This is a genomic window from Bacillus sp. SORGH_AS_0510, from assembly GCF_030818775.1.
Lineage (GTDB): Bacteria > Bacillota > Bacilli > Bacillales > Cytobacillaceae > Neobacillus.
This window is the reverse complement of the sequence record NZ_JAUTAU010000001.1, coordinates 589,297-613,365: the sequence shown is the minus strand read 5'-3', so window position 1 is coordinate 613,365 and position 24,069 is coordinate 589,297. Positions and strand designations below refer to the sequence as shown.

General features: G+C 37.5%; 27 protein-coding genes and 1 riboswitch. Of the genes, 6 read left to right on the top strand and 21 right to left on the bottom strand.

The genetic code is table 11. The annotated features are described in order from the left end of the window. The first annotated feature begins 239 nt into the window (after window positions 1-239). The 5 genes from QE429_RS03200 to QE429_RS03180 all read left to right on the top strand — a co-directional run bounded on the left by QE429_RS03200 (window position 240) and on the right by QE429_RS03180 (window position 3,373). Window positions 240-809 (top strand): competence protein ComK, encoded by a 570-nt coding sequence (locus tag QE429_RS03200; protein ID WP_307283985.1) that lies wholly within the window; start codon window positions 240-242, stop codon window positions 807-809. Window positions 810-920: 111 nt separating this feature from the next. Further along, the gene (locus tag QE429_RS03195; protein ID WP_307283983.1) at window positions 921-1,148 is read left to right on the top strand and encodes a helix-turn-helix domain-containing protein; all 228 of its coding nucleotides are present in this window, start codon (window positions 921-923) and stop codon (window positions 1,146-1,148) included. 130 nt (window positions 1,149-1,278) lie between these two features. Next, a complete protein-coding gene (locus QE429_RS03190) occupies window positions 1,279-1,545 on the top strand; it encodes a helix-turn-helix domain-containing protein (protein ID WP_307283981.1) in 267 nt (88 codons plus the stop codon). A 610-nt stretch (window positions 1,546-2,155) separates the two neighbouring features. Beyond that, entirely contained in the window at window positions 2,156-2,674 is a 519-nt protein-coding gene (locus QE429_RS03185; RefSeq protein WP_307283979.1) for a sigma-70 family RNA polymerase sigma factor, read from the top strand. Window positions 2,675-3,022: 348 nt separating this feature from the next. Next, the gene (locus QE429_RS03180) at window positions 3,023-3,373 is read left to right on the top strand and encodes a hypothetical protein (RefSeq protein WP_307283978.1); all 351 of its coding nucleotides are present in this window, start codon (window positions 3,023-3,025) and stop codon (window positions 3,371-3,373) included. A 329-nt stretch (window positions 3,374-3,702) separates the two neighbouring features. Here the strand turns inward: QE429_RS03180 and QE429_RS03175 are convergent, their stop codons facing one another. From QE429_RS03175 to QE429_RS03165, 3 genes are all read right to left on the bottom strand, one after another. Beyond that, window positions 3,703-4,437 carry a hypothetical protein gene (locus QE429_RS03175; RefSeq protein ID WP_307283975.1) on the bottom strand — a complete coding sequence of 245 codons (735 nt, stop codon included), beginning with the start codon at window positions 4,435-4,437 and terminating at the stop codon, window positions 3,703-3,705. Then, a complete protein-coding gene (locus QE429_RS24410; protein ID WP_373463228.1) occupies window positions 4,437-4,559 on the bottom strand; it encodes an XtrA/YqaO family protein in 123 nt (40 codons plus the stop codon). The genes QE429_RS03175 and QE429_RS24410 overlap by 1 nt, the downstream gene beginning before the upstream one ends. 738 nt (window positions 4,560-5,297) lie before the next feature. Further along, window positions 5,298-5,423, bottom strand: a complete 126-nt coding sequence (locus tag QE429_RS03165; RefSeq protein ID WP_307283973.1) for a hypothetical protein — start codon at window positions 5,421-5,423, stop codon at window positions 5,298-5,300. Between the two features lie 49 nt (window positions 5,424-5,472). Beyond that, window positions 5,473-5,558, bottom strand: a riboswitch (cyclic di-GMP riboswitch). Window positions 5,559-5,856: 298 nt separating this feature from the next. Here QE429_RS03165 and QE429_RS03160 point away from each other — a divergent pair. Then, on the top strand, window positions 5,857-6,849 hold the full coding sequence (locus tag QE429_RS03160) for an LCP family protein (protein ID WP_307283970.1): 993 nt from the start codon (window positions 5,857-5,859) through the stop codon (window positions 6,847-6,849). Window positions 6,850-7,163: 314 nt separating this feature from the next. On the opposite strand, the gene QE429_RS03155 is transcribed toward QE429_RS03160, so the two are convergent. From QE429_RS03155 to QE429_RS03070, 18 genes are all read right to left on the bottom strand, one after another. Then, complete coding sequence (locus tag QE429_RS03155) at window positions 7,164-8,603, bottom strand: flippase (RefSeq protein WP_307283968.1); 1,440 nt, start codon at window positions 8,601-8,603, stop codon at window positions 7,164-7,166. Between the two features lie 14 nt (window positions 8,604-8,617). Beyond that, window positions 8,618-9,730: a UDP-galactopyranose mutase gene (gene glf / locus QE429_RS03150; protein ID WP_307283965.1), complete on the bottom strand. Its 1,113-nt coding sequence runs from the start codon at window positions 9,728-9,730 to the stop codon at window positions 8,618-8,620. Window positions 9,731-9,845: 115 nt separating this feature from the next. Then, on the bottom strand, window positions 9,846-10,406 hold the full coding sequence (locus tag QE429_RS03145) for an LbetaH domain-containing protein (RefSeq protein WP_307283963.1): 561 nt from the start codon (window positions 10,404-10,406) through the stop codon (window positions 9,846-9,848). Next, window positions 10,403-11,398 carry a glycosyltransferase family 2 protein gene (locus QE429_RS03140; RefSeq protein ID WP_307283960.1) on the bottom strand — a complete coding sequence of 332 codons (996 nt, stop codon included), beginning with the start codon at window positions 11,396-11,398 and terminating at the stop codon, window positions 10,403-10,405. Before QE429_RS03140 ends, QE429_RS03145 begins: the two co-directional genes overlap by 4 nt. Before the next feature lie 18 nt (window positions 11,399-11,416). Continuing rightward, window positions 11,417-12,568 (bottom strand): O-antigen ligase family protein, encoded by a 1,152-nt coding sequence (locus QE429_RS03135; protein ID WP_307283957.1) that lies wholly within the window; start codon window positions 12,566-12,568, stop codon window positions 11,417-11,419. A gap of 45 nt (window positions 12,569-12,613) precedes the next feature. Then, window positions 12,614-13,747: a glycosyltransferase family 1 protein gene (locus QE429_RS03130; RefSeq protein WP_307283955.1), complete on the bottom strand. Its 1,134-nt coding sequence runs from the start codon at window positions 13,745-13,747 to the stop codon at window positions 12,614-12,616. Between the two features lie 96 nt (window positions 13,748-13,843). Continuing rightward, entirely contained in the window at window positions 13,844-14,245 is a 402-nt protein-coding gene (locus QE429_RS03125; protein ID WP_307283952.1) for a hypothetical protein, read from the bottom strand. Window positions 14,246-14,435: 190 nt separating this feature from the next. Then, window positions 14,436-14,885: a glycosyltransferase family 2 protein gene (locus QE429_RS03120; protein WP_307283949.1), complete on the bottom strand. Its 450-nt coding sequence runs from the start codon at window positions 14,883-14,885 to the stop codon at window positions 14,436-14,438. A gap of 146 nt (window positions 14,886-15,031) precedes the next feature. After that, window positions 15,032-16,138, bottom strand: coding sequence for a glycosyltransferase family 1 protein (locus tag QE429_RS03115; protein ID WP_307283946.1), 1,107 nt, complete (start codon window positions 16,136-16,138; stop codon window positions 15,032-15,034). 157 nt (window positions 16,139-16,295) lie between these two features. After that, window positions 16,296-17,417 carry a polysaccharide pyruvyl transferase family protein gene (locus QE429_RS03110; RefSeq protein ID WP_307283942.1) on the bottom strand — a complete coding sequence of 374 codons (1,122 nt, stop codon included), beginning with the start codon at window positions 17,415-17,417 and terminating at the stop codon, window positions 16,296-16,298. Window position 17,418: 1 nt separating this feature from the next. Continuing rightward, window positions 17,419-17,928 carry a glycosyltransferase gene (locus QE429_RS03105; protein ID WP_307283940.1) on the bottom strand — a complete coding sequence of 170 codons (510 nt, stop codon included), beginning with the start codon at window positions 17,926-17,928 and terminating at the stop codon, window positions 17,419-17,421. Between the two features lie 22 nt (window positions 17,929-17,950). Next, window positions 17,951-18,400 carry a PssD/Cps14F family polysaccharide biosynthesis glycosyltransferase gene (gene pssD / locus QE429_RS03100; RefSeq protein WP_307283938.1) on the bottom strand — a complete coding sequence of 150 codons (450 nt, stop codon included), beginning with the start codon at window positions 18,398-18,400 and terminating at the stop codon, window positions 17,951-17,953. Between the two features lie 379 nt (window positions 18,401-18,779). Continuing rightward, the gene (locus QE429_RS03095; RefSeq protein ID WP_307283936.1) at window positions 18,780-19,457 is read right to left on the bottom strand and encodes a sugar transferase; all 678 of its coding nucleotides are present in this window, start codon (window positions 19,455-19,457) and stop codon (window positions 18,780-18,782) included. Between the two features lie 20 nt (window positions 19,458-19,477). Further along, window positions 19,478-20,371 carry a UTP--glucose-1-phosphate uridylyltransferase GalU gene (galU, locus tag QE429_RS03090; RefSeq protein ID WP_307283931.1) on the bottom strand — a complete coding sequence of 298 codons (894 nt, stop codon included), beginning with the start codon at window positions 20,369-20,371 and terminating at the stop codon, window positions 19,478-19,480. Window positions 20,372-20,745: 374 nt separating this feature from the next. Beyond that, window positions 20,746-21,510 carry a tyrosine-protein phosphatase gene (locus QE429_RS03085; RefSeq protein ID WP_307283928.1) on the bottom strand — a complete coding sequence of 255 codons (765 nt, stop codon included), beginning with the start codon at window positions 21,508-21,510 and terminating at the stop codon, window positions 20,746-20,748. 138 nt (window positions 21,511-21,648) lie between these two features. Further along, window positions 21,649-22,353, bottom strand: a complete 705-nt coding sequence (locus QE429_RS03080) for a CpsD/CapB family tyrosine-protein kinase (protein ID WP_307283926.1) — start codon at window positions 22,351-22,353, stop codon at window positions 21,649-21,651. Further along, window positions 22,343-23,092 (bottom strand): YveK family protein, encoded by a 750-nt coding sequence (locus QE429_RS03075; protein WP_307283923.1) that lies wholly within the window; start codon window positions 23,090-23,092, stop codon window positions 22,343-22,345. The genes QE429_RS03080 and QE429_RS03075 overlap by 11 nt, the downstream gene beginning before the upstream one ends. Before the next feature lie 227 nt (window positions 23,093-23,319). Then, window positions 23,320-24,054: a LytR/AlgR family response regulator transcription factor gene (locus QE429_RS03070; RefSeq protein ID WP_307283920.1), complete on the bottom strand. Its 735-nt coding sequence runs from the start codon at window positions 24,052-24,054 to the stop codon at window positions 23,320-23,322. Window positions 24,055-24,069: the final 15 nt, after the last annotated feature.

Below are 24,069 nucleotides of genomic sequence, written 5' to 3'. Positions count from 1 at the left end.
AAAAAATTCACAATTTTGTCAATAAAGGTTGAAAAAAAGCTATTTTTAATTACTATTGTCCGTTTTATATTTTTCTAAAATAGTGTTCAATAGAGTGGAGAGGATTGATTCTCAACTTTCACTTTAACGGACGAAATGATAGGACGACAAGCTAGCTTTAGAGAAAGGAGACTTACTGTCTACATTAAGGTGACTTAAAGAGTAATACCTCCGAAAAAACGTAATAAGGGGAGACATGAATGACATTTCAAACGTTTTATCTTATTGATCGGAATATTATTATGATGGTAGGAGAATATGACGCAAACGGCAGACTTTGTTCCCGCGTAATGATCGGCCGCGAGTCTCTATTAGTAGAAAGAACACCCATCCAACTAATGGACGATACATTAAAATACATAAGTTATAACCTAAACGGTGCCTATATAGGGGCCAAAGACATTCTTGGTGACATCCGATTATGCCCAGTAATCGTGAATCCTTATCAAGATGTATGTTTGTTCCCAATTAGCTCCACGCAAAAAGATGATTGTATCTGGTTTAACCCTCAGCATATTGTTAAAACGAAAAGGATTGGCTACAAGACGGAAGTAGAACTAAGTAATGGTATTTCTATCATTGTTGATTTAAGATTACATTCCTTTAATAGCAGAATGCAGACCGCCCTACAACTATGGAAGCTATCAAAAGATAGAGGCAACACCCATAACCCCATGACCTTTCACCACGAACCGAAAAAACCACATCAATTAACCAAACTGAAAAATGGCAAATACAACTTTGACACTTGGCATAAAAAGCAAGGCTAACACACCAACTACCAACTTATACCATATTGAGTTTTTACTATCCTGATATAACAATCGTAAAGATGGATTAAATATAATAAAGAGCAAGATATTTTAATGGGGGCAATAAAAATGAAGCATAGAAGAAAATATTTTGGAAAATTACTAAAAAAGTATCGAAAGGCAATGGCCATCACTCAGCAAGACTTTGCTTCAGATTGTTCGCTCAGCATTTCCTATGTGAGTAAACTAGAAAGAAACATCCAAGAACCAAGCCTTGGAACCATCTTCATCATTGCCTCACAGCTAGGAATCAAAGCATCTGAACTCATCGCACAACTGGAAAATTCAGACGTATAAAGGGAGGGACAGTCCCCCGCTGCGCTAAAGCGCCGGGGGACTGTCCCCATTTATTTATGTTTTGTAGGCTATAGCCCGTGGAGTAAATATAGCACTAATTATGTAATGGTCTTAAAAAGGAGATTTTCCTTTGAAAGATGATAAGATCATTTATATTGGTGAAGCGTTAAAAACGATTAGAAAAGAACGTGGGCTATCCCAAGAGGAAGTGGCACTTGGAAGTGAACTGGATCGTTCCTACATAAGTGAAATGGAAAGAAACTTAAAAAGTCCCTCCCTCACAACCATTGTTAAGCTATCCATTGTCCTAGAAGTAACACCAGAGTACCTAGTCAAAAAAGCAACCGAGAATATCGATTTCGATACCTTCTTAGACAGCGAAGACGAAACAGAATAAACTACCATAGGGACGGTTCTTCTGGTTTTCCCCAACCAGGAGAACCGCCCCTTTCGTCAATATTCACACATTTTCCCTATTAACTATACTAATTAATCGATTAATTAAAACGAGCACAAACTCCATGATAGGGCAATTTTCAGCACATCAAGCGCAAAAAAAAATTGTCGAACATCCTACCGCGGGTTTCCTTCTTATTCAACAACATAGTAGTTATTTCTCACTAGTCGACTTCTTTCCCTTTCCTTCCCCCTAATCCGATAGTAAACAAACGTTTAGTTAGTAGATGTATGAGTACTTGCTATCATTTGCTTCTTACGGAAAAACAGCAAAAAAATTGTCGAGAGTTGCCAGTATCTACAGAGAAAGCAACCCATGGATTTGGTATAACATCTCTCAAAGAGTAAAAGCCACCAGAACCGTCCCCCTGGTCTCCTCCACAAATCCATATAAAATCTGCCCAAAATAGCAAAAAGCAGCTTGAAATTTGTTTTTTGATGCCAAAAATGACTCTTTTCCTCCCCTTTTCCGTTTCAAAAATGAAGAAGCTTCATTCGATTAAATCCTTTATTCTCGATATCTTTAAGCTACCTAGGAATAAACCGGTAGCATGCTGTCCCGAAAGGATCCAGCAATGGATAGCTTTAATCAATTAGTCGAGCAGTATAACCCTATGATTCATAAAATCATGCACTCTCTTCATCTTTACCGCAACCTGGAGGAATTCTATCAAACAGCATTAATTGGCCTTTGGGAGGCAGACAAGCGCTTTAACCCAGAAAAGGGAAGCTTCACCAACTATGCATACACCTATATAAAAGGGAAACTCCTAATGGAACTGAACCAAAAGAATAAGGATGAGACCATGCTCACTTATCCAAAAGAAGAGTATTGGGAAACCGTACAGGACCACAATCCGGACACCCCTTTTGATGCTGAGATCCTGCTTTCTTATTGCCATGGACTGACAGAAAAAGAAACCAAATGGGTGATGGGTGTCATCCTTCATGATCAAACCACAAAGGATTTGGCGGTTCAAGAAAACGTGTCTGTTTCAGCCGTGAAGCAATGGAAGATAGGGGCATTACAGAAATTAAGAAAAGCCTCTGAACTAAACCATGCTTTCTAAGGGAAACAATCGATAATGGTCTTAAAAAGGAGAAATTACATTGGGAAATTAATCGTAAGGTTACGTATGGAGAAACAGAAAACACAAGATGAAACTAGCGAGGATCCTAGAAGTTCCTCCTTCTACCTTTACAGATATACTAGGAAAAATGTTGGACAACGATACAAAGATTAGGGCGGTGACAGGCACGGGAATCCTTGCCGCGAAATCTGCCAAAAGATTGTCGAGAAAATTCGGGTGGCGACAGAATCGTGACCAGGCACTGATATCACTGTATTTCTTCCTACCCGTATAAAATAAGCATATAGTATTGTATAATTAATAAAAATAGACAGTTAGGGGAAAATCATGAGCAAATTAATTAAATCTATAGCTTTCTTTATATTAGTAGTAGGGGTTGTTGGTCTTATCGTGGCATTTAATACATACAACGACACTACTGCAATTGCAAGCTTATTCACCGCATTAAGTAGCCTAATAAGCGGGTTTTTATTCTTAGCATTAGCAAAACTAATCGAACAGAACGAAGAACGTATTGAACAGAATGAGCAATTAAACAAGCTACTAACTGAAGAATTGAGACGGGTAATTGTAAAATTAACGAACATAGAATATAAATTATGGAGTTTAATAAAGTCGCTAAACTTCTCTATCAGATTTACACTTATCAAACCATACATGACCAATAGGTTTAACTAAATATTACATTGATTACTAAGAAACCATAGGGGCGGTCTATGGCTTATAGATATTCCTTACAAAGTTACCAGAACCCTCCCCTCACTCATTTGAGAATCACATTTTTCCCTGACGGTTCGGATTATCCCTTTCTCCCTAAACGGATGATACGCAACAACCATTCAGCACCCCAAAAATATTCAGTTACAACTTCATTCAATCACTAAAAATCCACATTAAGGTATATCATTCTCGACATAATCGGGTGGTGACAGGCACTGGAGTTAAAAAAGGCACCAAATGATGGTCTAAAACCATTCATCCTGTGTTATCCAGAGAACTGGCAGAACTCAGCTATTTTCTTTTTCAAAAATAATTGTTTCAATTATACCTTTGAAAAGCTCCAATTTACGTTTTTCCCTTGTGAATTCACTAATTGAAAAGATTAATAATGAGGTTATAAAAATAAAACCATTAAAAATATTAATAACAATTTGGAAATTTTCAACTGGCTTATGCTTCTTTGTATTTAGTAAGATATCTGAAATAAAGGTAATACCTTCACTTGATGTCATTAGTTTTGAAAGGCCAGTTGTTAATAATGCAACAATTAATCCAAAAATAATAGTATAATACTTTTCTAATAGACTATTTTTCTCCTTAGCCTCTATATAATTTTTCAACAAATAATAATCACTTTTATTTGATCCTATTTTGTTTTTTATTTTCGTTTTTATTAATTTTAAATTGGTAAATGCATCATGTTGTGCATCATCCTTTAACATTTCATAGAAGAAAGAATATTCAAAACCATCACTGCCAGACCACATATACAATGATTTTATTTCTCTAGTTGCTAATTCTTTTTTTAACCTGCTAATCTCAGTCTTATCATTCCACCAAGTAAATACAGGTAATATTTTTAAAATAAAATATGATGTAAATATTAAAGAAGAAATACTCATTATTATTTCATGAATTTCATCAAATATAGAGGATAAAACTCCACCAGTTACAGAACATAATAAATATACACCTGATATCTTCAACAACTCTTTCAATATCTTAAAAATCTTCGCCTTCATCATTTCACCCTTTTTACTTTGTCCTGATGCGTAACAATTTTAGTTTCACCATGTTTAGGCAACTCAGAGAGCCTTGCCCTTCCATTACAAACCACTATTGCAAATCTTCCTATTTGTTCCATTATATCAATTTCTAGTTTAGTAGTATGATTAATTTCTATCTCTTTTAATCTCAAAAGGATCGCCCATATGGCTTGAGTGGTGTTACAGGCACCCGGTCAAGTTAACTGTTAACTACCAACCTTCACCTCGACAACACTATCGAAAGCTACACGTTCAAATTCGCCAGACTTTGCTTCGATGGGCAACTCCTTTGTTAATTCGGGTGGGGGCTGGCACCAAAACCCATTAATCCACATAAAGGCCTATCATTCTTCGACAAAATTCGAGTGGTGACAGGCACCATATCCAGCCTGTGACAATATCTACAAAACTAGAAAAGCACCCCTTGGCCGTCTTCATTTACCAAAATATTTCGAGCGGTGACAGCACTTTATAGAAAGCTTTGATCTTGCTATGAATCGATAAAAATACTGTACAAATGGCGAACATTAGTCCTATTTACGTATTGTTTAAATTGGATATTCCCTCCCATTGCTTTTGTAAGCGTTTTCTCTTATAGTTATCTAAACACAATTGAAAAACATAAGAATTGGCTATATCTACTAATAGGGGTGGATGATATGGATAAGCAGGGGAATCTTTTAGTTGGTTTATTTTGGGGTACATCTCTCAGTGTTCCGTTGTGGCTGGCGTTTTTCGGTTGGGTGAAATTAATCATGAGTTTACTAGTTTAGATATACATGAAAAATTGGAAAAGGAGAGCTCAAGCGGCTCTCCTTTAGCTATTATATCAATCTTTAGTATGCTTTCTCTTGATAGTATGCTTCTATTTGTTGGTCTCCCCTTTTGGCTGCCACCATTAAACTCATAATGAATAGCATAGTAAAAGAACCCATTAGTAAGCCTCCAACGAAAATTAACATAAATAGCCCTCCTATTATTGAGTTCATAATTCGCAGGAAGGTGATCATATTCGGTAACTGGCTGACGTAGTCATTATGACCTTAGCCCCTGTAGTTTTGCGCCACCATCTTTCAATGGCTTTGCCCTTTCGTACGAACTATGTCTATCTACTCACATTATACCAACATTTTCTAATTATTAATAGTAAAAAAACACTATACAAGTAAAAAATCATTACTTATGATATTGGGAAAAATTAATCAACTAATACATCTAAAATTCGTTGTAACAGGATACCTTCCTACACTATATATTTTTTCCTTTTTAATAACATTTTCCTATTTTTCCTGAAACATTATTTAATAGAATTCGTCATATTTATAATGAATTTATTGAAGATACTATCCAAAAATATTAAGATATGTCCATACCGTTACAACTATGGAGGAACAGATGGATAAAAAGAAAAAGAAAAGTCGAAAGTGGAAAATCTTCGGTTATTGTATATTAGGGATTTTTGTAATTGGGCTGGTTGCCTTTGGATATGAATACTACCAATTACAGCCTAAAAACCATTTCACATCAGTACCTATAGTTTCAACAGGAAAAACAAATGATAAAGATTCTACGATGAATGTTGATAAAATAAAAGAACCTATATTTAATATACTACTTATTGGTTCTGATGAAAGAAAAGGTGAAAATATTGGCCATTCCGACTCCATGGTCCTTGTTCACGTTGATCTAAACAAGCACAAGTACAATGCCATTAGTATTCCACGGGATACCCGTGTCCATTTAGATGGATATGGATATACAAAAATAACAAGCGTTCAGTATATTATGCAAGCAACAAAGGGAGCACAGAAAGGCGTAGAAGCAGCAGTTAAAGCTATAGGAGAATTAACGGGTGTTCCCATTAACTATTATGTAGAAACGAATTACAGCGGTTTCCAAGCGATGGTAGATGCAGTGGGTGGCATTGATATGAATGTTCCATTCGAAGTAAAGTTAACACATCCTTGGTATGGTGAAAATACCGGAAAAATCATTAGTGCAGGTGCACATTCTTTTGATGGGAAGATGGTTACAGAAGTAGTCCATGAACGTTACTCCCTTAAAAACGGAGAATATGGCCGTCAGCAACTACAAGAGGAAGCGTTAAAAGGAATCGCCAAAAAAGCTTTGGATCCTAGTAACATTACTAAATTGCCTTCTTTAGTAAAGTCTATTCCTAACTTTATCATTGCTACTAATATGTCAACATCAGATATGCTGAGTCTTGGATTTGCCGCTAAAGATTTCGATCCTAATACACAACTAACGTACCACCAAATACCCGGTGAAGGTAAAAAACTATATGATGATATCTTAAAAGCACATAACTATCAGTTAGTGATTGATCAGAAAAAAATTGATGAGATTATATCTTCCAATTTTCAATAAAAGAACAATAGGTTCCTAGTTAGTAGGCGCTGGTTCTAAAAAGTCATTTATTCTAGCTTTTTAGAACCAGCGTTTTTATTTTTGATTTCCGAGAAATATTATTAACTTAAATAAACTGAATAATGTGGTGTGATTTCTTAATTTAATGAGGAGAGACATTCCTGTTCCTTCAGCTTTTTAGATACTTATCAAACAGAAGGGTGCGCCCTAGTAACCAGTGGAATCTTCTTTTAAAGTCCTCAATAAATTGGTGGTTGTTTTAATTCTTCATTTTATTAAAAAGAACTTTGTCATTTATTCTAATTCATTAAATATTAATTCTTAAAAATTCCTCTAACCATACCCCACCCAATGGTCAACAGCTTTTGATTTATCTTAGACTTAAGTAATAATAATAATAATATATAAATGCTAAATCCCACAATAACTTGTATAATAGTCGTAATTAATCCTGCATTTAATAGTCGGCCAATAATTCGTAAAAAACAATACATTGTTAAACTTGAAATTAAATATTTCCAGGTGGAGTTAAATAATTTATGGATTTCAATATCTCTCCGTATCCAAAATAATTGCACTGCAGTAACTGCAAACTCTGCAACTACAGTTGCAATTGCCGTACCCAAAGATGTATAATTCTTAATTAATATTAAGTTTAAAATAAAATTAATTACTGCACCTGCACATACCGAAATAGTGTACCCTTTTACTTTGCCTACAGGCATTAAATACTGTAGTCCTAATACATTACTCCAAGCAATAAAAACGATAATTGGACTAATAACACCAATTATTATACCCGTTTTGCTAAAACCAGGGCCAAAAAACCAGGGTGTAAATTCATTTGCTATCCCAGCTAAACCAAACATCATTGGAAAAGATAGATATGATGCAAATTCAAAGGTTTGATAGAGGTAGTCTTTTACCTTTTTCATATCTCCTTTAGCAAAGGTATTGGAAATCCTCGGTAACATCACAACTCCCATAGCAGTAACAACTGCTAAAGCCATCTTTGTAATTTTTTCAGAATTATCAAAGTAACCAACTTCGGTTGTGTTTGATATGCTACCCAGCATTGTTTTATTTAAGACTACATAAACTTGAACTGCTATTTGAGGTACAAATAAATATAAAGATGGCATAAAATGCTTTTTTACATCGTTCCATCTCACTTTAATTCTATTTACAGTTTGGGGTAAATAAAGCCACATTGTTAATTGCCCTATTAGTTGGGCTAAAGCTAGAATAAGAATGTACTTCCATAAATCTGAGGCGCTCTTAACAAAAGTAAATACACAAATAACCCCTAAAACCTTTAATAATAAATTTCGGACAACTGTCTTTTTAAAATCTTCTAGACCCATAAATAGCCATGAAATATCTAGAGTTGCAGAAATTAAATACAGTGACTGAAGAAGGAATATATTCTGATATTCCTTCGAAAAGTATAAAAATATTAGAAAGATTAATAATGCAAAAAAAGTTGTTATACATTTTAAATAGAATATTCCCCAAAACGTTCTGCTCAATTCCATCTTATTATCCCTTACATAAGCAATTACACGATTACCATATAGGGAAATTCCAATTGTTCCAAATAATATAAAGTATTGGATAATGGAATAAGTATAAGCATTAATACCCACTCCATTACTTCCTAATACCCTAGAAATATACGGAACAGTTATTAGTGGCATTATAAGAGTGAAAATCTGGTAAATCATATTATAAATATAATTCTTGGCGAGACTCATTTAATTACCCTTTTCTACTTTATATTAAACTCATGATTTACTACAGATAATGCAGCAGCAATCACTTGATGCATATCGTAATATTTATACATTCCAAGTCTTCCACCGAAGATTATATTGGGTGTTGTTTCTGCTAATTCACGGTACTTATTGTAAATTTCATTATTTTTTTTATCGTTCATTGGGTAATAAGGTTCATCACCTTTTTGCCAGGCACATGGGTACTCTTTGGTGATAATTGTTTTAGGCTGATTACCAAACTCAAAATGTTTATGTTCAATTATACGAGTATATGGTGTTTCAGCATCAGTATAATTTACTACTGCATTTCCTTGATAATTTCCTTGATCCAGTATACTACTCTCGAAATGTAAACTTCTATATTCCAAAGTACCAAATTTATATTCATAAAACTGATCAATCATTCCTGTATATATGACTTTTGGAAAAACCCTTAGATACTCCTCTTTATTTTCAAAAAAGTCTTTTTCCAACTCAACATCAATTAATGAACTTTCCAACATTTTTTCTACAATCTGAGTATATCCTCCAATAGGAATTCCTTGATATCGATCATTAAAGTAGTTGTTATCGTAAGTAAAACGAACTGGAAGCCTCTTAATAATAAAAGCAGGCAACTCAGTCGCCTTCCTTCCCCATTGTTTTTCCGTATAACCTTTTACTAATTTTTCGTATATATCTGTTCCAACTAATGAAATAGCCTGTTCTTCTAAGTTTTTTGGCTTATCAATTCCCGCTGCAACTTTTTGTTTTTCAATTCTAATTTTCGCCTCTTCTGGTGTAACGACGCCCCATAATTTATTAAAAGTGTTCATATTAAAGGGCATATTATAAATTTCATCATTATAATTAGCTATAGGACTATTTGTATAGCGATTGAATTCTGCAAATTGATTTACATAATCCCAGATTTCCTTATCATTTGTATGAAAAATATGCGCTCCATATTTATGGACATTAATACCCTCAATTTGTTCTGTATATATGTTTCCAGCTATATGGTCACGCTTATCAATTACTTTTACCTTTTTCCCCCGTTTTGATGCTTCATATGCAAATACACTTCCAAATAACCCCGCACCAACAACAAGATAATCATAATTCATTTGCTTCCCTCCATTCTTCAGTTATTGCAATATAGATTTAGAGCTTCTAAAGTAATTTGAAGCATTGGGGTATGACCCCAATGCTACTCCAAATAAATCATCACAACATTTATTATTAGTTAAACAAATTTGCGTTCAAGTTACCACGTGAATTGTGGTTACTAATTTTGTGAGCAGGCACGCCTCCCCAAGTAGTTCCAGATTCCGATATATCTTTAACCACCACTGCGTTAGCACCCACAGCAACATCCGAGGCAATACTGATTCCGCCAATGATCTTTGCTCCACTAGCCAAAAAGACATTATCTCCTATCTCAGCAGCTTGAGCCATACCATTAGTAGCCCCTATTGTTACACCTTCATGAATACGACAGTTTCTCCCGACATGTGCTGCAGGATGCACTACAATAGTACCATAATGCGCAATACTTAGACCTTTATCGAATACATTCAGAGGAATAGTAAAACCCAACTTTACTGAAAGTCTCTTATATTGGAATGCATAAAATACACTAAAGGGGTTTTTTATTCCTGTATTTCTATAGTATTCACACTTACGCAACGCAATTTGGAATTTGTAGATATAGTCGCCAACTAGCTTAGGCGCCTTCCCTTTGCCTAACGCAATTCGGTCCCAGTACAGGTAATCTCTCAAATCCTGCTTATTTTTAATCATACGCCCCTCCGGATTTTGCCTTTCTGTAGCCAAGCAAACGGATAGAACAGAATTGCATTTTGGAAAACCATTTTTGCAGCCTTATACGTTATGCACTTTGCAGCTTTCGGTGCTACTAGGCGTACATATTTCCCATATTCGAAAACTCTACGATAATTTGTAATGCTAAAAGGCAATAACAACAATGCCTCATAGTGCCAAGCAATGTTATCTGCAATAACTTTATCAAAATATATATTTTTGTTTGGGGTCATTTTACCGTACCACTTGCTATAGAATTCGAGCACCTGCTTATTGACAAACTCATGCTGATCAATTCTCTTTGCCACTACACCAACATTCACAGATTGATCAGCAAGGCCAAGACGATAACAGTAAACGACCGTATCAAAGTAAATAATTGTCTCGGTATAAGGGAACGGATACCACAAGATCTCATTATCAACATAGAAATGATGCTCATCAATATGAATATCCTGTTGCTTCAGGATTGAAGTCTTAACAAAAACGCTATGGAACAGCAATCTCCCCATTTCAGTACAAACATCCTCAATCAGGAAAACTTGTCCACTTGTAATACCTTCAAGGCGATCTACATGTTCTTTTCCGCTGTTTTCGTATACACGTTTACGATTTGTCACCACTAAATCACAGTCTAAATGCCTCATATCAGTAATGACTTGCATTAACCCTTTAGAATCCATCCAATCATCGCCGTCAAGTACCTTGAAATACTTTCCGGTTGCCAATTCTATACCTTTGTTTATGGTAGAGCCATGCCCCCCATTTTCTTTTTCTACGTATTGTATAGATTCAGGGTACATCGCTTCAAAGCGCTTAGCGATATCAGCAGTATCATCCTTCGAACCATCATCAATAATAAGTACCTCAACGTCATCCAAACAGCCACTTCGAATGACAGAGTCGCAAAGCTTTTCGAGATACTTGCCTACGTTATACGCAGCAACAGAAATCGTCAATATCTTATCCATTTTATCCTCCATGTAGTATTATTCTTCTCTAAGTTGTGCGAACACTTTGCTATCAGCTAACAGAGTTAAAAGAACAAAGGACCAACAATAGTTGGTAATTACCTCTGGAATCATCATTATCATACAAGCAAAAAGCACAATTGTTGATAGCTTCTTAATGAAATAGTCTTGACCGCGGTTAATTTCTTTACCAATTACTATCAGAATCAACAAGAAGCACACAAGTGCGACAATACCTCCATCAATTAGTAACTGCAGTGACTGTGTATGAACATAGTTATATGATACCCCCCACCACTCAGGCATCTCAATATAAATCCCATAAACTCCATATCCTAGCCATGGAGACTCAGCAACAGCCCTCAGAGTGAGTTTCCAAATAATACCACGACCGTTTAAATCCGTAGACTCACCCAAGAAGGAGGTAATAAAGCCGGAAAAGATATTTGACGTACTGGAAAACACAAATCCATAATTCAAAAAAATACCTAAAGGTATGAGCTTTGTATTATCACAGAAATTCAGAAGCCTTTCAAACCATCTGAACCTAATCATGACCAACAACGCAAACAGAAGAAGCAACGCAACAATTCCCGTAGAGACCCATGCAAGAAAGATACTTAATATAGAAGCAACAATTGCAATGTATGCCTTATATTTTGTACCCCCAATCTTCAAATATCTACACAACAATGCTACATAGATAGTCAAAAAACCAACGATGGGGAAATCGGTTCGAATACCTAACAAGAACTGGTCATTTTCAAAAATTTTAACATTCCAAAACAGCAAGTTGAATATTTGCTCAAAAAAGAAAACATCAAGCATTGTCTTCAACAGCAACTTCGGATTTTTCCTGCACCATAAATCACATAACAAGACTGCACAAGGAAAAAGAAATAATTTCTTTAAACCCGCTGGAATATCTCCATTAATATATAACGTTATAATCAGGAGAAAAAAATGAAAAACTATGATTAATGCAGGGTATAGCCTAACAACGAAACCACGAAAAAAATAGAGGTAAACAACGCAAACCATTGATACCAGACCCCAAATAATAAAGAGGATCTTGAAAACTGGAATGGCATCCAATCCTATCGGATATATATATGGAAATAACAGGAAGAATAGTAATGCTCTGCTCCTGTATATTTTAATGTTATACATTTCTTCCTCCTTCACATGACCGTCGCGTTATATACCATAAGTACATTACGGTGTTTCGTACAGTTGCTCAAGCAATTTGGTCGTATTAACAATATCAAAACCAGCATCGCCAATCATTTTACCCGTCTCAATGCGCTTTGATTGTTTAGTTAATTCCAATATTGTTTCAGCCCATGCCTTTGGCGAGTCCTTCAACGACAATGTATGCCAACACGGAGTAACAGCTACATCAGGTGTAATCGTATCCGAAGCAAAAACAGGAACACCCGATGCCTGAGCCTCAATTCCAACAACAGGAAGTCCTTCGAAGAGTGACGGAAACACAAAAGCATCAATAGCACTCAATACGGCAGGGATTTCATTAGTCACACCATAGAAGATTACACTGTCTTTCAATCCAAATGTTTCTGCCTGAGCACGCAGTTCATTTTCCAATTCTCCTATACCGCACAGAATCAATTTGGCGTCAGGATTTATCCTATGAATTTCATAAAAGACCTGCAACAAAAAATGATGGTTCTTTTGAACATTCATACGTCCAATATGTCCAATGAGTAGTTCATCCTTTAGCTCGAGCTTTTTTCTGAAGTTTGCGCGTTTAGACTGATCAAACCTATACTCACTGCTATGAACACCATTGTTAATTTGTATAACCGACTTGTTGTTGATCGCCTTCTTAGAATAGGACCACTTGGCAGCCAAATTGGAACATGTCAGTAAATGATTCGCCAACAGCGGGGACATTTTTCTAAAAATCCCCTGCAGCGCGTACCTAATACGATAGAACTTTGCAGACCCAAATAGCAGACTATTGTGCGAATGAACGAGGATGTTCTTTATACCACACAATTTTGCTGACATTAATTCGGGCAGCGAGTGTACGTCACCCGAATTAATGTGTACTACATCATAGTTGCCATTCTTTATAGTGCGAAAAATATCCATTTCATAAGTAAAATACTTAATAATCTTATTACTTCTGCAGTTTCCTACAGGAATAATACGCCCACCCATTCTCAAAATCTCTTTATCATAGAATTGTTCCTTTTCTGGTACTTTCATAACAAGGAAGTCAACTTCGAAACGCTCCTTGTTTAAATTCTTGAAAATATTCACTCCTAATGTCTCAATACCCCCAGCATTAAGCGTATATATAATGTAAAGAACTCTCTTTTTCATGCACTGACTCCTTTTTCACCCTTGTTGACACACACGCATGTAACAAAAACAGTGGATAATCTCCCTTTTCCCTCAATAGCTGACTTCTCCACAATTTCAGTTCTCTACGTCGACATGATATTTTAGTCTTCTCAAAAGCATTAGTACAGGAATCAGTCTTGGGCAGATCATCATAATCATAGCCCTCATTCTTTCTCTCATTGAAGTTGGAACTTTAAGTGAGTATAGAGCCTGTGTTCTAGTTACACGCAGGCACTTTTTATACATATCAGGATATTTTTTCTCTACCGAAGCGAGAACCATGAGGTCATAAACATCGGAGTGCGTGCGCCAATTGGCAAACTTCCATGCACTGTCCAGTTTCTGAGATTTGATAATAAAATCATTCTTGATTACGTCTATTGCCATCAATCCATTGATCCATTTATCAATGGAAAACTTTGTCGTTGCACTGGTCGGATTGTCCTTGCGATAGAAATAGATTCTTCTATGACCCACGACCACCCTATTTGCCCGCTGAAAAGCGGCTGTGTTAAAGTTAAAGCCTTCTCCGATATATAGATTTGGTAAAAATCTAATCTTATCACCAAGAAAAATTCTCTTAAAAATTTTACAATACACACCTATTGGGATATTGTAGCAGAGAATTCCAGCAGTTGCGTCTTCACCCGAGTAAATCCGGATTTTGTCATTTTTTTACTTGATTCAGCTGATAATTACTAAACATATCTGTCGTCAACGAAATATCTGCATCGTTTCGAACTGCCAAGTCCATTAAATATTCAACATAATCAGGCATAAGGTAATCGTCACCATCAGCAAAGCATACATAGTCGCCTGTGGCAGCGTTAATTCCTGCATTTCTAGCAGAACTGACTCCAGAATTCTTCTGATGGATCACCTTGATTCGCTTGTCCTTTGCAGCATATTCATCACAAATTTCACCAGAGCGATCCGGGGAGCCGTCATCTACCAAAATAATCTCAAGATTTTTATATGATTGATTGATAATAGTTTCGATGCACTTACTTAAAAACTTCTCTACATTGTATATAGGAACAATCACAGACACCTTAATTTCGCTTTTCCCCATTTGCAAATCCTTTCTGTTATATACCATTTCCTCAAATAAAGACATTCAGTTCACCTCGACAGCTTCAATGTCAAACATGGCGCAAAAGATAAAAATAACGAAGCCAACTCGATAATAGGGATTGAGCATTCATCTTTACCAGGAAGCCTTACTTCAGTTGTTCTGCGACCTAAAGCAAAATCCACATAATGTCAATTTTTCCTTAAACCAAGTAATGAGATATATTTCTGCTCAAGTTTTAGGGCACAGTCTGTTATTCCATAATTCTCAATTTGTACTCGAAAATCACTGTAAAACTGCTCTCTATCTTGCGGCTTTAAAGAATTAATCTCATTAGCCCAATGGGCTGCGTTCTTATTCAAAGAAAGACTCTTTACACGATCTCCCAGAATCGCTTCTTGCGTGATAACATCTGATATTACACAAGGAAGTCCCCCAATTTGTGCTTCAAGCAAGGTTACAGGTAACCCTTCAAACTTTGATGGAAAAACAAACACATCCATCGCCATATACATCCGTTCTGGTGTTGGTGATTCACCGTATACAATAATTCTTTCTTTATATGGATGCTGTGCGATAATTCCTTTGATTGCTTCAAAATCCGGACCTTTTCCTATCAGAAGAAGGACAGAATCCTCTCTCTTCTTAGCAACACTCTCAAAAACTTTTAGCAAAAATCGGTGATTCTTCTGATCATTAAAGCGACCGATGTGACCTAAAACATACTTACCCGCCAAACCTAATTCCCTGCGCATTTCATTTCGAACACTGCTATTGAAGCTAAACTTCTCAGTGTAAAATCCATTAGGCACCACATTAAACTTTCTTTTGCCAAAAAGCCATAGGCCTGCCTCTTCACCACAAGCAAATCCGTTCGTATATAAACAATTGAATAGCGGTAGCATCAACTTGTGCACTTTCATGTTTGTACAAGTTGTGTTGTGACTATGAGCGATTCGCACCTTTATGCCGTTAATCCAAGCCAGAAATAACTCCACTGCAATCGCAGCATGACTACCATGCACATGAGCGATGTCATAGCGTTTCTTTTTTAATTCACTGTTCAACTCCCTATAGAAAGCAAGTGTATTTGTTTTACGGTGCGGAAGCTCTACTACTTCTATCCCCAACTCCTCACACTTTTTCCTATTTATCTCGGTAACAGCCGCACCTACAAGGATGGTAATCATGAATTTACCCAAATTGAGATGACTGCAATAATTAATTATTACAGAACTGATTCCATTTACTTCTAGGTTGTTCGCAATCATCGCAACAGATATTTTTTTCTGTTCCATATCTATCTTATCCTCTTATCAATTCATCTGAACAATTTTCAGTTACTTGAGTTCATTTGTGGCACATTTTCTCGAAGGGACAGTCTGAACATCCGTGGTGAGGTCACCTTTACACCTTCGTACTTATTCAACTCTTCAATGATATTCTGGCAGATCATCAATTCAGCGTACATGCCTCAATTTCCTTACGCAGATAATCGTACGTGCGCTTTCGCTCACCAGTAATGAATGAATCCACAGGGTCATAATCTATCGGCGCTTTGAGCATCGTTCCCAGGTTCGTCATACTTGTGAGAATCCTGTCGTTCAACCCAAGTCGTTGCAACAGATCAGGCAACTTTTCCGCATTGCCATAACCAGAGGAACGAACAATGGTAGCAAACTGTCGATGAGTAATCACTGAGAAAATTGTTCCGTGGAATGTGTCTGTTACCACTGCCTTAGCATTTTTGAAGTATGCCAACACCTCAAATGGAGAACAGTCAATGAATCTGTCACAACAATCCTGCACGCCACCAATGCAGAATACCTTTAGGTCATGTGCATCAGCATAGGCGCGCACTGCTTCACATTCATCTCTGCTGAAACGCCCGGAATAGCCGTACAGGATCATATAGTTCGACTCAGGGACAGTAGCCGGTATTTGCTTACAACTGCCCATGTAATCGTATGCCAGCGCAGGATCAAGGTGATAGAGAGGCGATCTGCTCGTCAAACCTTCTACCACTGAACCAGAATTGGCATCGCGAACGGATACCGCATCCAGCGCGTTTAGCCATTTTCCTACCTCCTCGCTGACACCATACTTTTCTAGCTTGGCAAGGGTAGTATTTCCAAAGGATGCCGCATAGCTGATGGCACGCTTTGCCTGATTGCCTACCCCAAACAATTCCGGCGAGAAGCCTACGTTAGGGTTGTTCTGCACACAGTTGAACACCTCATCGCTACCGATGACCAGAAGATCAACAGCAGAAGTATAGTTCAACGTATCGCCAATTCCTAAATGCGAAAAATAATTCGCAGCGTAATTCTTTTTATACTTAATGAAGCGAAGTTTCTCTTTCAGCGGCGCACGGTATTTGAATACCTCCAGCCCTTTGCTAACCTTTCGCGATAGCCCCTGTCCACCTTCCATCGAAATCAGGCACTTACCAGGATGATAATCCACAAATTCGACGCTGCAACCCAGTTCTCCAAGGATTGACTTAAGCCCATATGCCTGCAAGAACGATCCGTAATTGAATATACGTTGCATCGACATGATTCCTACTTTCATCATCTCACTTTTTCCTTTCCTTAAAGAGTTCATCCACCAGCACGCTGAACTCCATATTGAACTTTTCGTTGTTACTCTTCAATCCAGCAGGCATAGCCTGGACAATAGCATCATAATTAAGGATTGAAAGCTCCAATTGCTCCATTTCCTCAGCAACGATGATGTTTCCCTGCCGCTCAGCCACCGCCTTCGAGAAGTCAACCTGATGGTTGTTTACATGCTCGTGATACTTTTTCTGGCGCGGAACGACTATCGGCACTTTCCCCGCCTGCAGAGGCATGATAAAGCTTGACGGGCCACCGTGGGTAATAACAATTCGTGCTTCGCTCACATGTTTCACCATTTCCTGATACGGATATAGTTTTCCCCACTGACAATACTTAGGCTCATAGGCGCTAAAGCCAGTCTGCATAATAACATCTTCTTGAATGGCCCCCCGTGCCTTCAACTGATCAATAAACTCAACCAACCGGTTAAACGGCTGCTCATGAGTTCCAACTGTTACGAATATCATAAAAACACACTCCTACCCACTCTTAGAAGATACTCCCGAGGTTGACAGCTTTGGGATAGACCATTTTCATTTCTTCCCACTCAACAACAAACTTGTCCACAATGGGATAGACCATCTTTCCGGTCACGGTGGCTTTATCAATTCGGTCGAACACCTCAACATATATCAACTTTGCCCCCAACAGCTTGCCAAGGTAAAAGAAAGGAACTGCAACAGCTGCCCCCGATGAGATAATCAAATCCGGTTTTTCCTTCAATATCACTTTTATGGCCAGGCAAGTGTTGATAATTAGCGCCTTCAGGCTACGGTTTGTAGGGTAATAGCAAGAATACATTTTTTCACCTTTCAATAAGCTTCTGGCATCTTCCTTATCAAAGGTCACCCAGAACCGCTCTTTTTCCTGCCAGAAAGGTTTGAGCATATACAAATGCGTCAGATGTCCCCCAGATGAACCTACCAAGCAAACTTTCATAATTTCCTCCTTTTCCGTACTTACTATATCTTTACTTCACATTCAATACTTAGCTCTTAAGTGCTTCCTCAGATAACATGCTCCATGTCACAGGAATTAATTATACAGACCAAGCCCACCAGAAAACGACCTAATTTTCTGTTTCCGTCAAATCCCTATACTTTGGCAAAACCGCAATATTCTTCACTTCATTCATATGGGAAAAAGTTTGGTTCATCCAATCACAGGCGTTAACTGCGGATTATTTGTGATCTTTAACAGCAGCCCACTCATCTCATTAAGATGAGTGGGCTAGCTTCTAGACTTTTTCACATTTTAAACAGACTTTTTCTTGGACAAAAAGAACCTTTTCACAGTTGTTTCAATACTATGGTCATTTCTAGAATGCATCTCTAGAACCAAATAATACCAAGAGCGTTTTTAAAATAATTTTCAAATCAAAATATAATGAGCATTTGCGGATATATTCAAGATCAAGTTCTACCATATCCTCAAATCCAACACTATTTCTTCCGCTCACTTGCCAAAGCCCTGTACAGCCTGGCGTCACCATCAAACGCTGCTTATCGTAATCAGAGTATAAAGCAACTTCTCTTGGAAGCGGCGGACGCGGGCCAACTAAACTCATTTCACCCTTTAATACATTAAAAAGCTGTGGCAGTTCATCAATACTTGTCTTTCTGATAAACTTCCCTACTTTAGTTATCCTCGGATCAGCCTTCATTTTAAACATCGCACCAGATATCTCATTATGCTTTAATAGTTCAGAGAGTTTTTCTTCTGCATTCGATACCATCGACCGGAATTTATACATTTTAAATTCCTTGCCATTAAACCCTACTCGCTTTTGTGAGAAGAAAACTTTTCCTTTGGGGTCTTCGATCTTGATTAAAATGCCGATAACTACAAAAAGAAAACTTAACAAGATAATTCCGCATGAAGCACCCATGATATCAACTAATCTTTTTGTGAATAGGTATGGCTTTCGATTGTTTACATGTACATTAGTTTTTTGTTTATCTAAATAAGCAACATCTTGATTTGCTAGATTGGACAACCTTGACCCCTACCTTCTCTCTATAACATTACCTTTTCTGTAACTAATGAGGAAACTAAGCTTCTCAAGTAATCTATCATATCATCATGGAGGTCTTCATGCTGTAGTGCAAATTCAATTGTTGTCTTTACAAATCCAAACTTTTCACCAACGTCAAATCTTTTGCCTTCAAAATCATAAGCAAACACTCTTTGTATCTCATTTAGTTTTTGAATCGCATCTGTTAATTGAATCTCCCCACCCGCACCTTTTTCCTGACGGTCAAGAAACATAAAAATCTCTGGTGTTAAAATGTAACGGCCCATTATAGCTAGATTTGAAGGCGCTGTTCCAGGTTTTGGTTTCTCTACGAAGTTGTTAACCTGATAGAGTCTCCCCTCTTGAGAAGATGGGTCAATAATCCCATAGCGATGTGTTTCATTTTCTGATACTGTTTGAACACCAATAACAGAAGAGAAAGTTTCTTCATAGTGGTTTATTAATTGTTTTAAACATGGAGTGTTACTTTGTACAATATCATCACCTAAAAGAACAGCAAATGGCTCATTTCCAATAAAGTTACGTGCACACCAAACAGCATGTCCAAGTCCTTTAGGCTCTTTCTGACGGATGTAATGAATATCTGCTAGGTTAGTAGAGTACTGAACCTTATCTAAAATATCATACTTTTCTTTTTCTATTAAGTTTCTTTCAAGTTCAGATGCTGCATCAAAATGGTCTTCAATCGCACGTTTCCCTTTACCCGTTACAATAATGATATCTTCAATACCTGCTGCCACCGCTTCTTCCACTATGTATTGGATTGTGGGTTTGTCCACTATTGGAAGCATTTCTTTAGGCATCGCTTTTGTTGCCGGTAAAAATCTTGTACCTAAACCAGCTGCTGGAATAATTGCTTTTCTAACCTTTTTCATCTTTAATTTCCTCCACTCTATATATTAGCTAATTCTAGAACTTCTTTAATTTACTAAAGGTATTTGAGCAAAAAAATAAATATCTAATGGAATTGCAAGTGTCTTTACACTTATTCTTTCATTAGATATTTATTGTTTTTTTATTGAAACGGGCATCTAACCCGTCCTCACACCAAGCTTTTGACGACCTGCGTCTAAGGATAGGAAGGTCAAGCTTCCTCCCACAGCATGATCGAGTGCTCCCACAGATAACGGACAGGGTAGCCTCACCGTTCAGGCGATGCCGCCTGAATTAGATGTATAATACAACCATTTTGTTCTCATCGGCTTAATCATTTATATAGTAGCTCTAAGAAGCTCCATTCAAAAGAAAACTAAAAAAGACCCAAAAACCTTTTCCTAGTAATTCGTTCCGGTGTCTCTTTATACACATGACTACCTTCCACTAACAGCTCCGCATTTTCCTCAAACAAGTAAACTAGTTCATTTCCATACTTCGCTTGGATGAGGTCATATGCTTCTCGCATTTTGAACGTCCGACTTCTAGTATTATGTGCATCAGAAGCAATAAAGTGGGTTAGGTTGGCTTCAACTAGTTGGAAGGAAAATTTCTGAATCTTTTTCCCAAAGTTCCCTATTAAACTACCAGCTGTCACCTGTGATAAAGCACCCTTTTGCACCAAGTTATACAGAATCTCTGGATTCTCGATAATCTCTTGGTTTCTTTCAGGATGAACAATCACTGGGATGAGGCCTTTATTTTGTAAGTCATAAAATAACGTCTCCGTGTATCTCGGCACATGACTGGATGAGAATTCAACTAGTACATACTGTGTATGATTGACCGGAAGGATTTCTCCCAAGTCGTACCCTTCAGCTAATTCACCGTAGATCCTCACTTCTTGGCCAGGAAGAACGTTTATATCTATCTTCTCATCTCGCAATACTCGGTTTAATTCTTCTACTCTAGTAAGAATACTTTGCTTGTCATTCTCATAGCGATTATTCTTATGATGTGGGGTAGCCACAATGGTACGAATTCCTTGCTGTGCAGCAACCTTCGCCATTTCGATGCTTTCCGACAAATTCTGTGCCCCGTCATCTACACCAGGCAATATATGACAATGAAAATCTACCATTTTTCTCACACCCTAACCGGTATATTAGGACCATTACAATAGTACCACTTTTTGTAAAATACAGAAAGGGTGGTATTTTGTCGAATACTGTCGTATCCAAGAGAATAGGGTGGTAATTTTTACCACCCTGTTCTCTTTTTACTTCGTTCCGTAGTAATAGTAATAGTCGCTATTTTTTAATTCCTTATGATTTAACACTACTCCAAGAAGTTTTCCTTTGGCATTTTCAAGAAGTTCTTTACTCTTCTTTGCTGCTTCCATTTCCGTTCTTTCACTGTAAACCACAAGAATGGAACCATCACATTGATTCGCTAAGATTTGTGGATCGGCAACTGCTAGTAATGGCGGCGTGTCGAAGATCACATAGTCGAATTGCGCTTTCACTTCTTCGACAAAATGCTCCATCGATTTTGAGCTTAATAGCTCGGCTGGATTCGGCGGAATGGGTCCGCTTGTTAAGACGAATAAATCCTTTTCTTCTGTTTCCACTACCGCTTTCTCAAGTGAAGCTTGCTTTGTTAATACATTAGTGAAACCAACCTGATTGCCCAAAGAAAACGTATGATGTACGGTTGGCTTACGAAGGTCCGCATCCACTAGTAGTACTTTTTTACCAAGTTGTGCAAATGTAACGGCTAAGTTCGCCGCTGTGGTAGATTTCCCTTCTCCAGGACCAGAGGAAGTCACCATCATCACTCTCATGTCTCCGTCAATAGAGGAGAACTGGATATTGGTACGAACCGTACGATATTGCTCAGAGATTGGGGACTTTGGAGCAATCGAAGTGATTAGCTTACGTCCAGCACTTAGGCTTGGTAGATTGATTTTCTTCTTAAGAGCCAATGGTCTCACCTCTTACTGCAGTATTTCTTGTTGCTTTTCTATTCTTTAATTCTTCTAGCTTTTGGTCTTCGATGGTTGCAATAACACCTAAGATCGGAAGTCCTAGTATTTTTTCGATATCTTGTTCATTCTTAATCGTGTTATTGAAGTACTCTAGTAAGAAAGCAAGTCCGACACCGGCCATTAATCCCACCACAATCGCAATCGCGATATTTACTAATGGTCTTGGTTTAATTGGAGATGGATTTTCGGAGACATCTGCTTTTGCTAAAATACTGACGTTATCTACTTTCATGATTTTTGAGATTTCGCTTTGGAATACCTCTGCCGTTTTGTTTGCAATTTGTGCCGCTACTTTCGCATCTGGATCCTGAACAGACAGGTTCACTACCTGGGAATCCTTTTCACTACCGACAGTAATTTTTTCTTTTAATTGAGAAGCCGTCAGATCCAAATCCAATTCTTTTGAAACGATATCTAGGATGGCTGGGCTTGTAATAATGACATTATAGGTATTGATTAATTGAAGATTGGTTTGAACTTCACCAGGATTGTACATGCTCTGGTCGCCTTTAGCTTGGTTCACGAGAATCTGTGTAGAAGCTTGGTATATCGGGGTTAATACGTAAAAACTTACTATTCCACTGACTAATCCTGCAATGACTGTTATAGAAACGATTAGGAGCAATCGCTTTTTCAACGTCTCAAGTAACTCTTTTAAACTAATAGTCTCTTCCATTTCGTCCTCCTAAATATCCTGATACAAAACATTGAATATTATATCACACATTCTGACAGCATTTACTGTTTTTTGACAGAAATATTTCAAATTTGTTTCACCGCTTTATTTCACTACTCTATTAAACACCTATTTGTAAGAAATTTGAAGAGGGTTTAGTGAATTGGCATATATTTTCATAAGAACTGTAGAAAATCCACGAAAAAAGAGGCTCTTCACTAAGCCCCCTACTTCGCCATGAAGCGATGCACCATATTTATTTTCAGCTTGGAAATGTAGGCTCTCTTTTCTGATTGCGAAAAGGTGGCCACATAGGTTTCACCCAATGACTCGATCTTCGCGACCTGATTTAAGTTCACTACATACGATCGATGTGTTTTGAAGAAAGTGTCTGGTAATCGCTCCTCCATGTCTAGAAGGGACTCCATCGTTTCAAATTGATCCGCTTCCGTATGGATCACTGACTTTCGACCTTCTTTTTCAATATAAAGAATTTCGTCTGCTGCAAGGTAGACAAAGGACTGGTTTGATTTAAAGGCTAGTTTATTGACTCTTTTTTTCTTACTCTTCTTTGCTTCAATGCTTTTCATCATCTCAATTGACTTTCTTGCCTTCTCCAACGCCATAAATAACCGGACCCGCTCAATGGGTTTGATGAGATAATCGACCGCGGAAAGGGCAAAGGCATCGACCGCGTATTCATCATAACCGGTGATGAAAATGACTTGCAGTGTGGGATGCAGTTTTTTACACATCCGTACCGTCTCTATGCCATTGACATCAGGTAACCCAATGTCGACTAAAGCAAGATCTGGTTTCTCTTTTTTGATGAACTCCATACATTCCTTACTAGATGCAGCTTCGCCAATCACATGGTAGGCAGGAACGAGCTGAATAAAATGTGATAAAAGAGTTCTAGAAGAAGAATCATCGTCGACAATGATTACCTTGACCTCTCCCATATCCGTCCCCCTCTT

Excerpts from the sequence above, each read along its gene's own strand:
- QE429_RS03200 (WP_307283985.1), top strand. The coding sequence starts at position 240 with ATGACATTTCAAACGTTTTATCTTATTGATCGGAATATTATTATGATG.
- QE429_RS03195 (WP_307283983.1), top strand. The coding sequence starts at position 921 with ATGAAGCATAGAAGAAAATATTTTGGAAAATTACTAAAAAAGTATCGA.
- QE429_RS03185 (WP_307283979.1), top strand. The coding sequence starts at position 2,156 with ATGCTGTCCCGAAAGGATCCAGCAATGGATAGCTTTAATCAATTAGTC.
- QE429_RS03180 (WP_307283978.1), top strand. The coding sequence starts at position 3,023 with ATGAGCAAATTAATTAAATCTATAGCTTTCTTTATATTAGTAGTAGGG.
- QE429_RS03175 (WP_307283975.1), bottom strand. The coding sequence starts at position 4,437 with ATGAAGGCGAAGATTTTTAAGATATTGAAAGAGTTGTTGAAGATATCA.
- QE429_RS24410 (WP_373463228.1), bottom strand. The coding sequence starts at position 4,559 with ATGGAACAAATAGGAAGATTTGCAATAGTGGTTTGTAATGGAAGGGCA.
- QE429_RS03165 (WP_307283973.1), bottom strand. The coding sequence starts at position 5,423 with ATGTTAATTTTCGTTGGAGGCTTACTAATGGGTTCTTTTACTATGCTA.
- QE429_RS03160 (WP_307283970.1), top strand. The coding sequence starts at position 5,857 with ATGGATAAAAAGAAAAAGAAAAGTCGAAAGTGGAAAATCTTCGGTTAT.
- QE429_RS03155 (WP_307283968.1), bottom strand. The coding sequence starts at position 8,603 with ATGAGTCTCGCCAAGAATTATATTTATAATATGATTTACCAGATTTTC.
- glf (WP_307283965.1), bottom strand. The coding sequence starts at position 9,730 with ATGAATTATGATTATCTTGTTGTTGGTGCGGGGTTATTTGGAAGTGTA.
- QE429_RS03145 (WP_307283963.1), bottom strand. The coding sequence starts at position 10,406 with ATGATTAAAAATAAGCAGGATTTGAGAGATTACCTGTACTGGGACCGA.
- QE429_RS03140 (WP_307283960.1), bottom strand. The coding sequence starts at position 11,398 with ATGGATAAGATATTGACGATTTCTGTTGCTGCGTATAACGTAGGCAAG.
- QE429_RS03135 (WP_307283957.1), bottom strand. The coding sequence starts at position 12,568 with ATGTATAACATTAAAATATACAGGAGCAGAGCATTACTATTCTTCCTG.
- QE429_RS03130 (WP_307283955.1), bottom strand. The coding sequence starts at position 13,747 with ATGAAAAAGAGAGTTCTTTACATTATATATACGCTTAATGCTGGGGGT.
- QE429_RS03120 (WP_307283949.1), bottom strand. The coding sequence starts at position 14,885 with ATGTCTTTATTTGAGGAAATGGTATATAACAGAAAGGATTTGCAAATG.
- QE429_RS03115 (WP_307283946.1), bottom strand. The coding sequence starts at position 16,138 with ATGGAACAGAAAAAAATATCTGTTGCGATGATTGCGAACAACCTAGAA.
- QE429_RS03110 (WP_307283942.1), bottom strand. The coding sequence starts at position 17,417 with ATGATGAAAGTAGGAATCATGTCGATGCAACGTATATTCAATTACGGA.
- QE429_RS03105 (WP_307283940.1), bottom strand. The coding sequence starts at position 17,928 with ATGATATTCGTAACAGTTGGAACTCATGAGCAGCCGTTTAACCGGTTG.
- pssD (WP_307283938.1), bottom strand. The coding sequence starts at position 18,400 with ATGAAAGTTTGCTTGGTAGGTTCATCTGGGGGACATCTGACGCATTTG.
- galU (WP_307283931.1), bottom strand. The coding sequence starts at position 20,371 with ATGAAAAAGGTTAGAAAAGCAATTATTCCAGCAGCTGGTTTAGGTACA.
- QE429_RS03085 (WP_307283928.1), bottom strand. The coding sequence starts at position 21,510 with ATGGTAGATTTTCATTGTCATATATTGCCTGGTGTAGATGACGGGGCA.
- QE429_RS03075 (WP_307283923.1), bottom strand. The coding sequence starts at position 23,092 with ATGGAAGAGACTATTAGTTTAAAAGAGTTACTTGAGACGTTGAAAAAG.
- QE429_RS03070 (WP_307283920.1), bottom strand. The coding sequence starts at position 24,054 with ATGGGAGAGGTCAAGGTAATCATTGTCGACGATGATTCTTCTTCTAGA.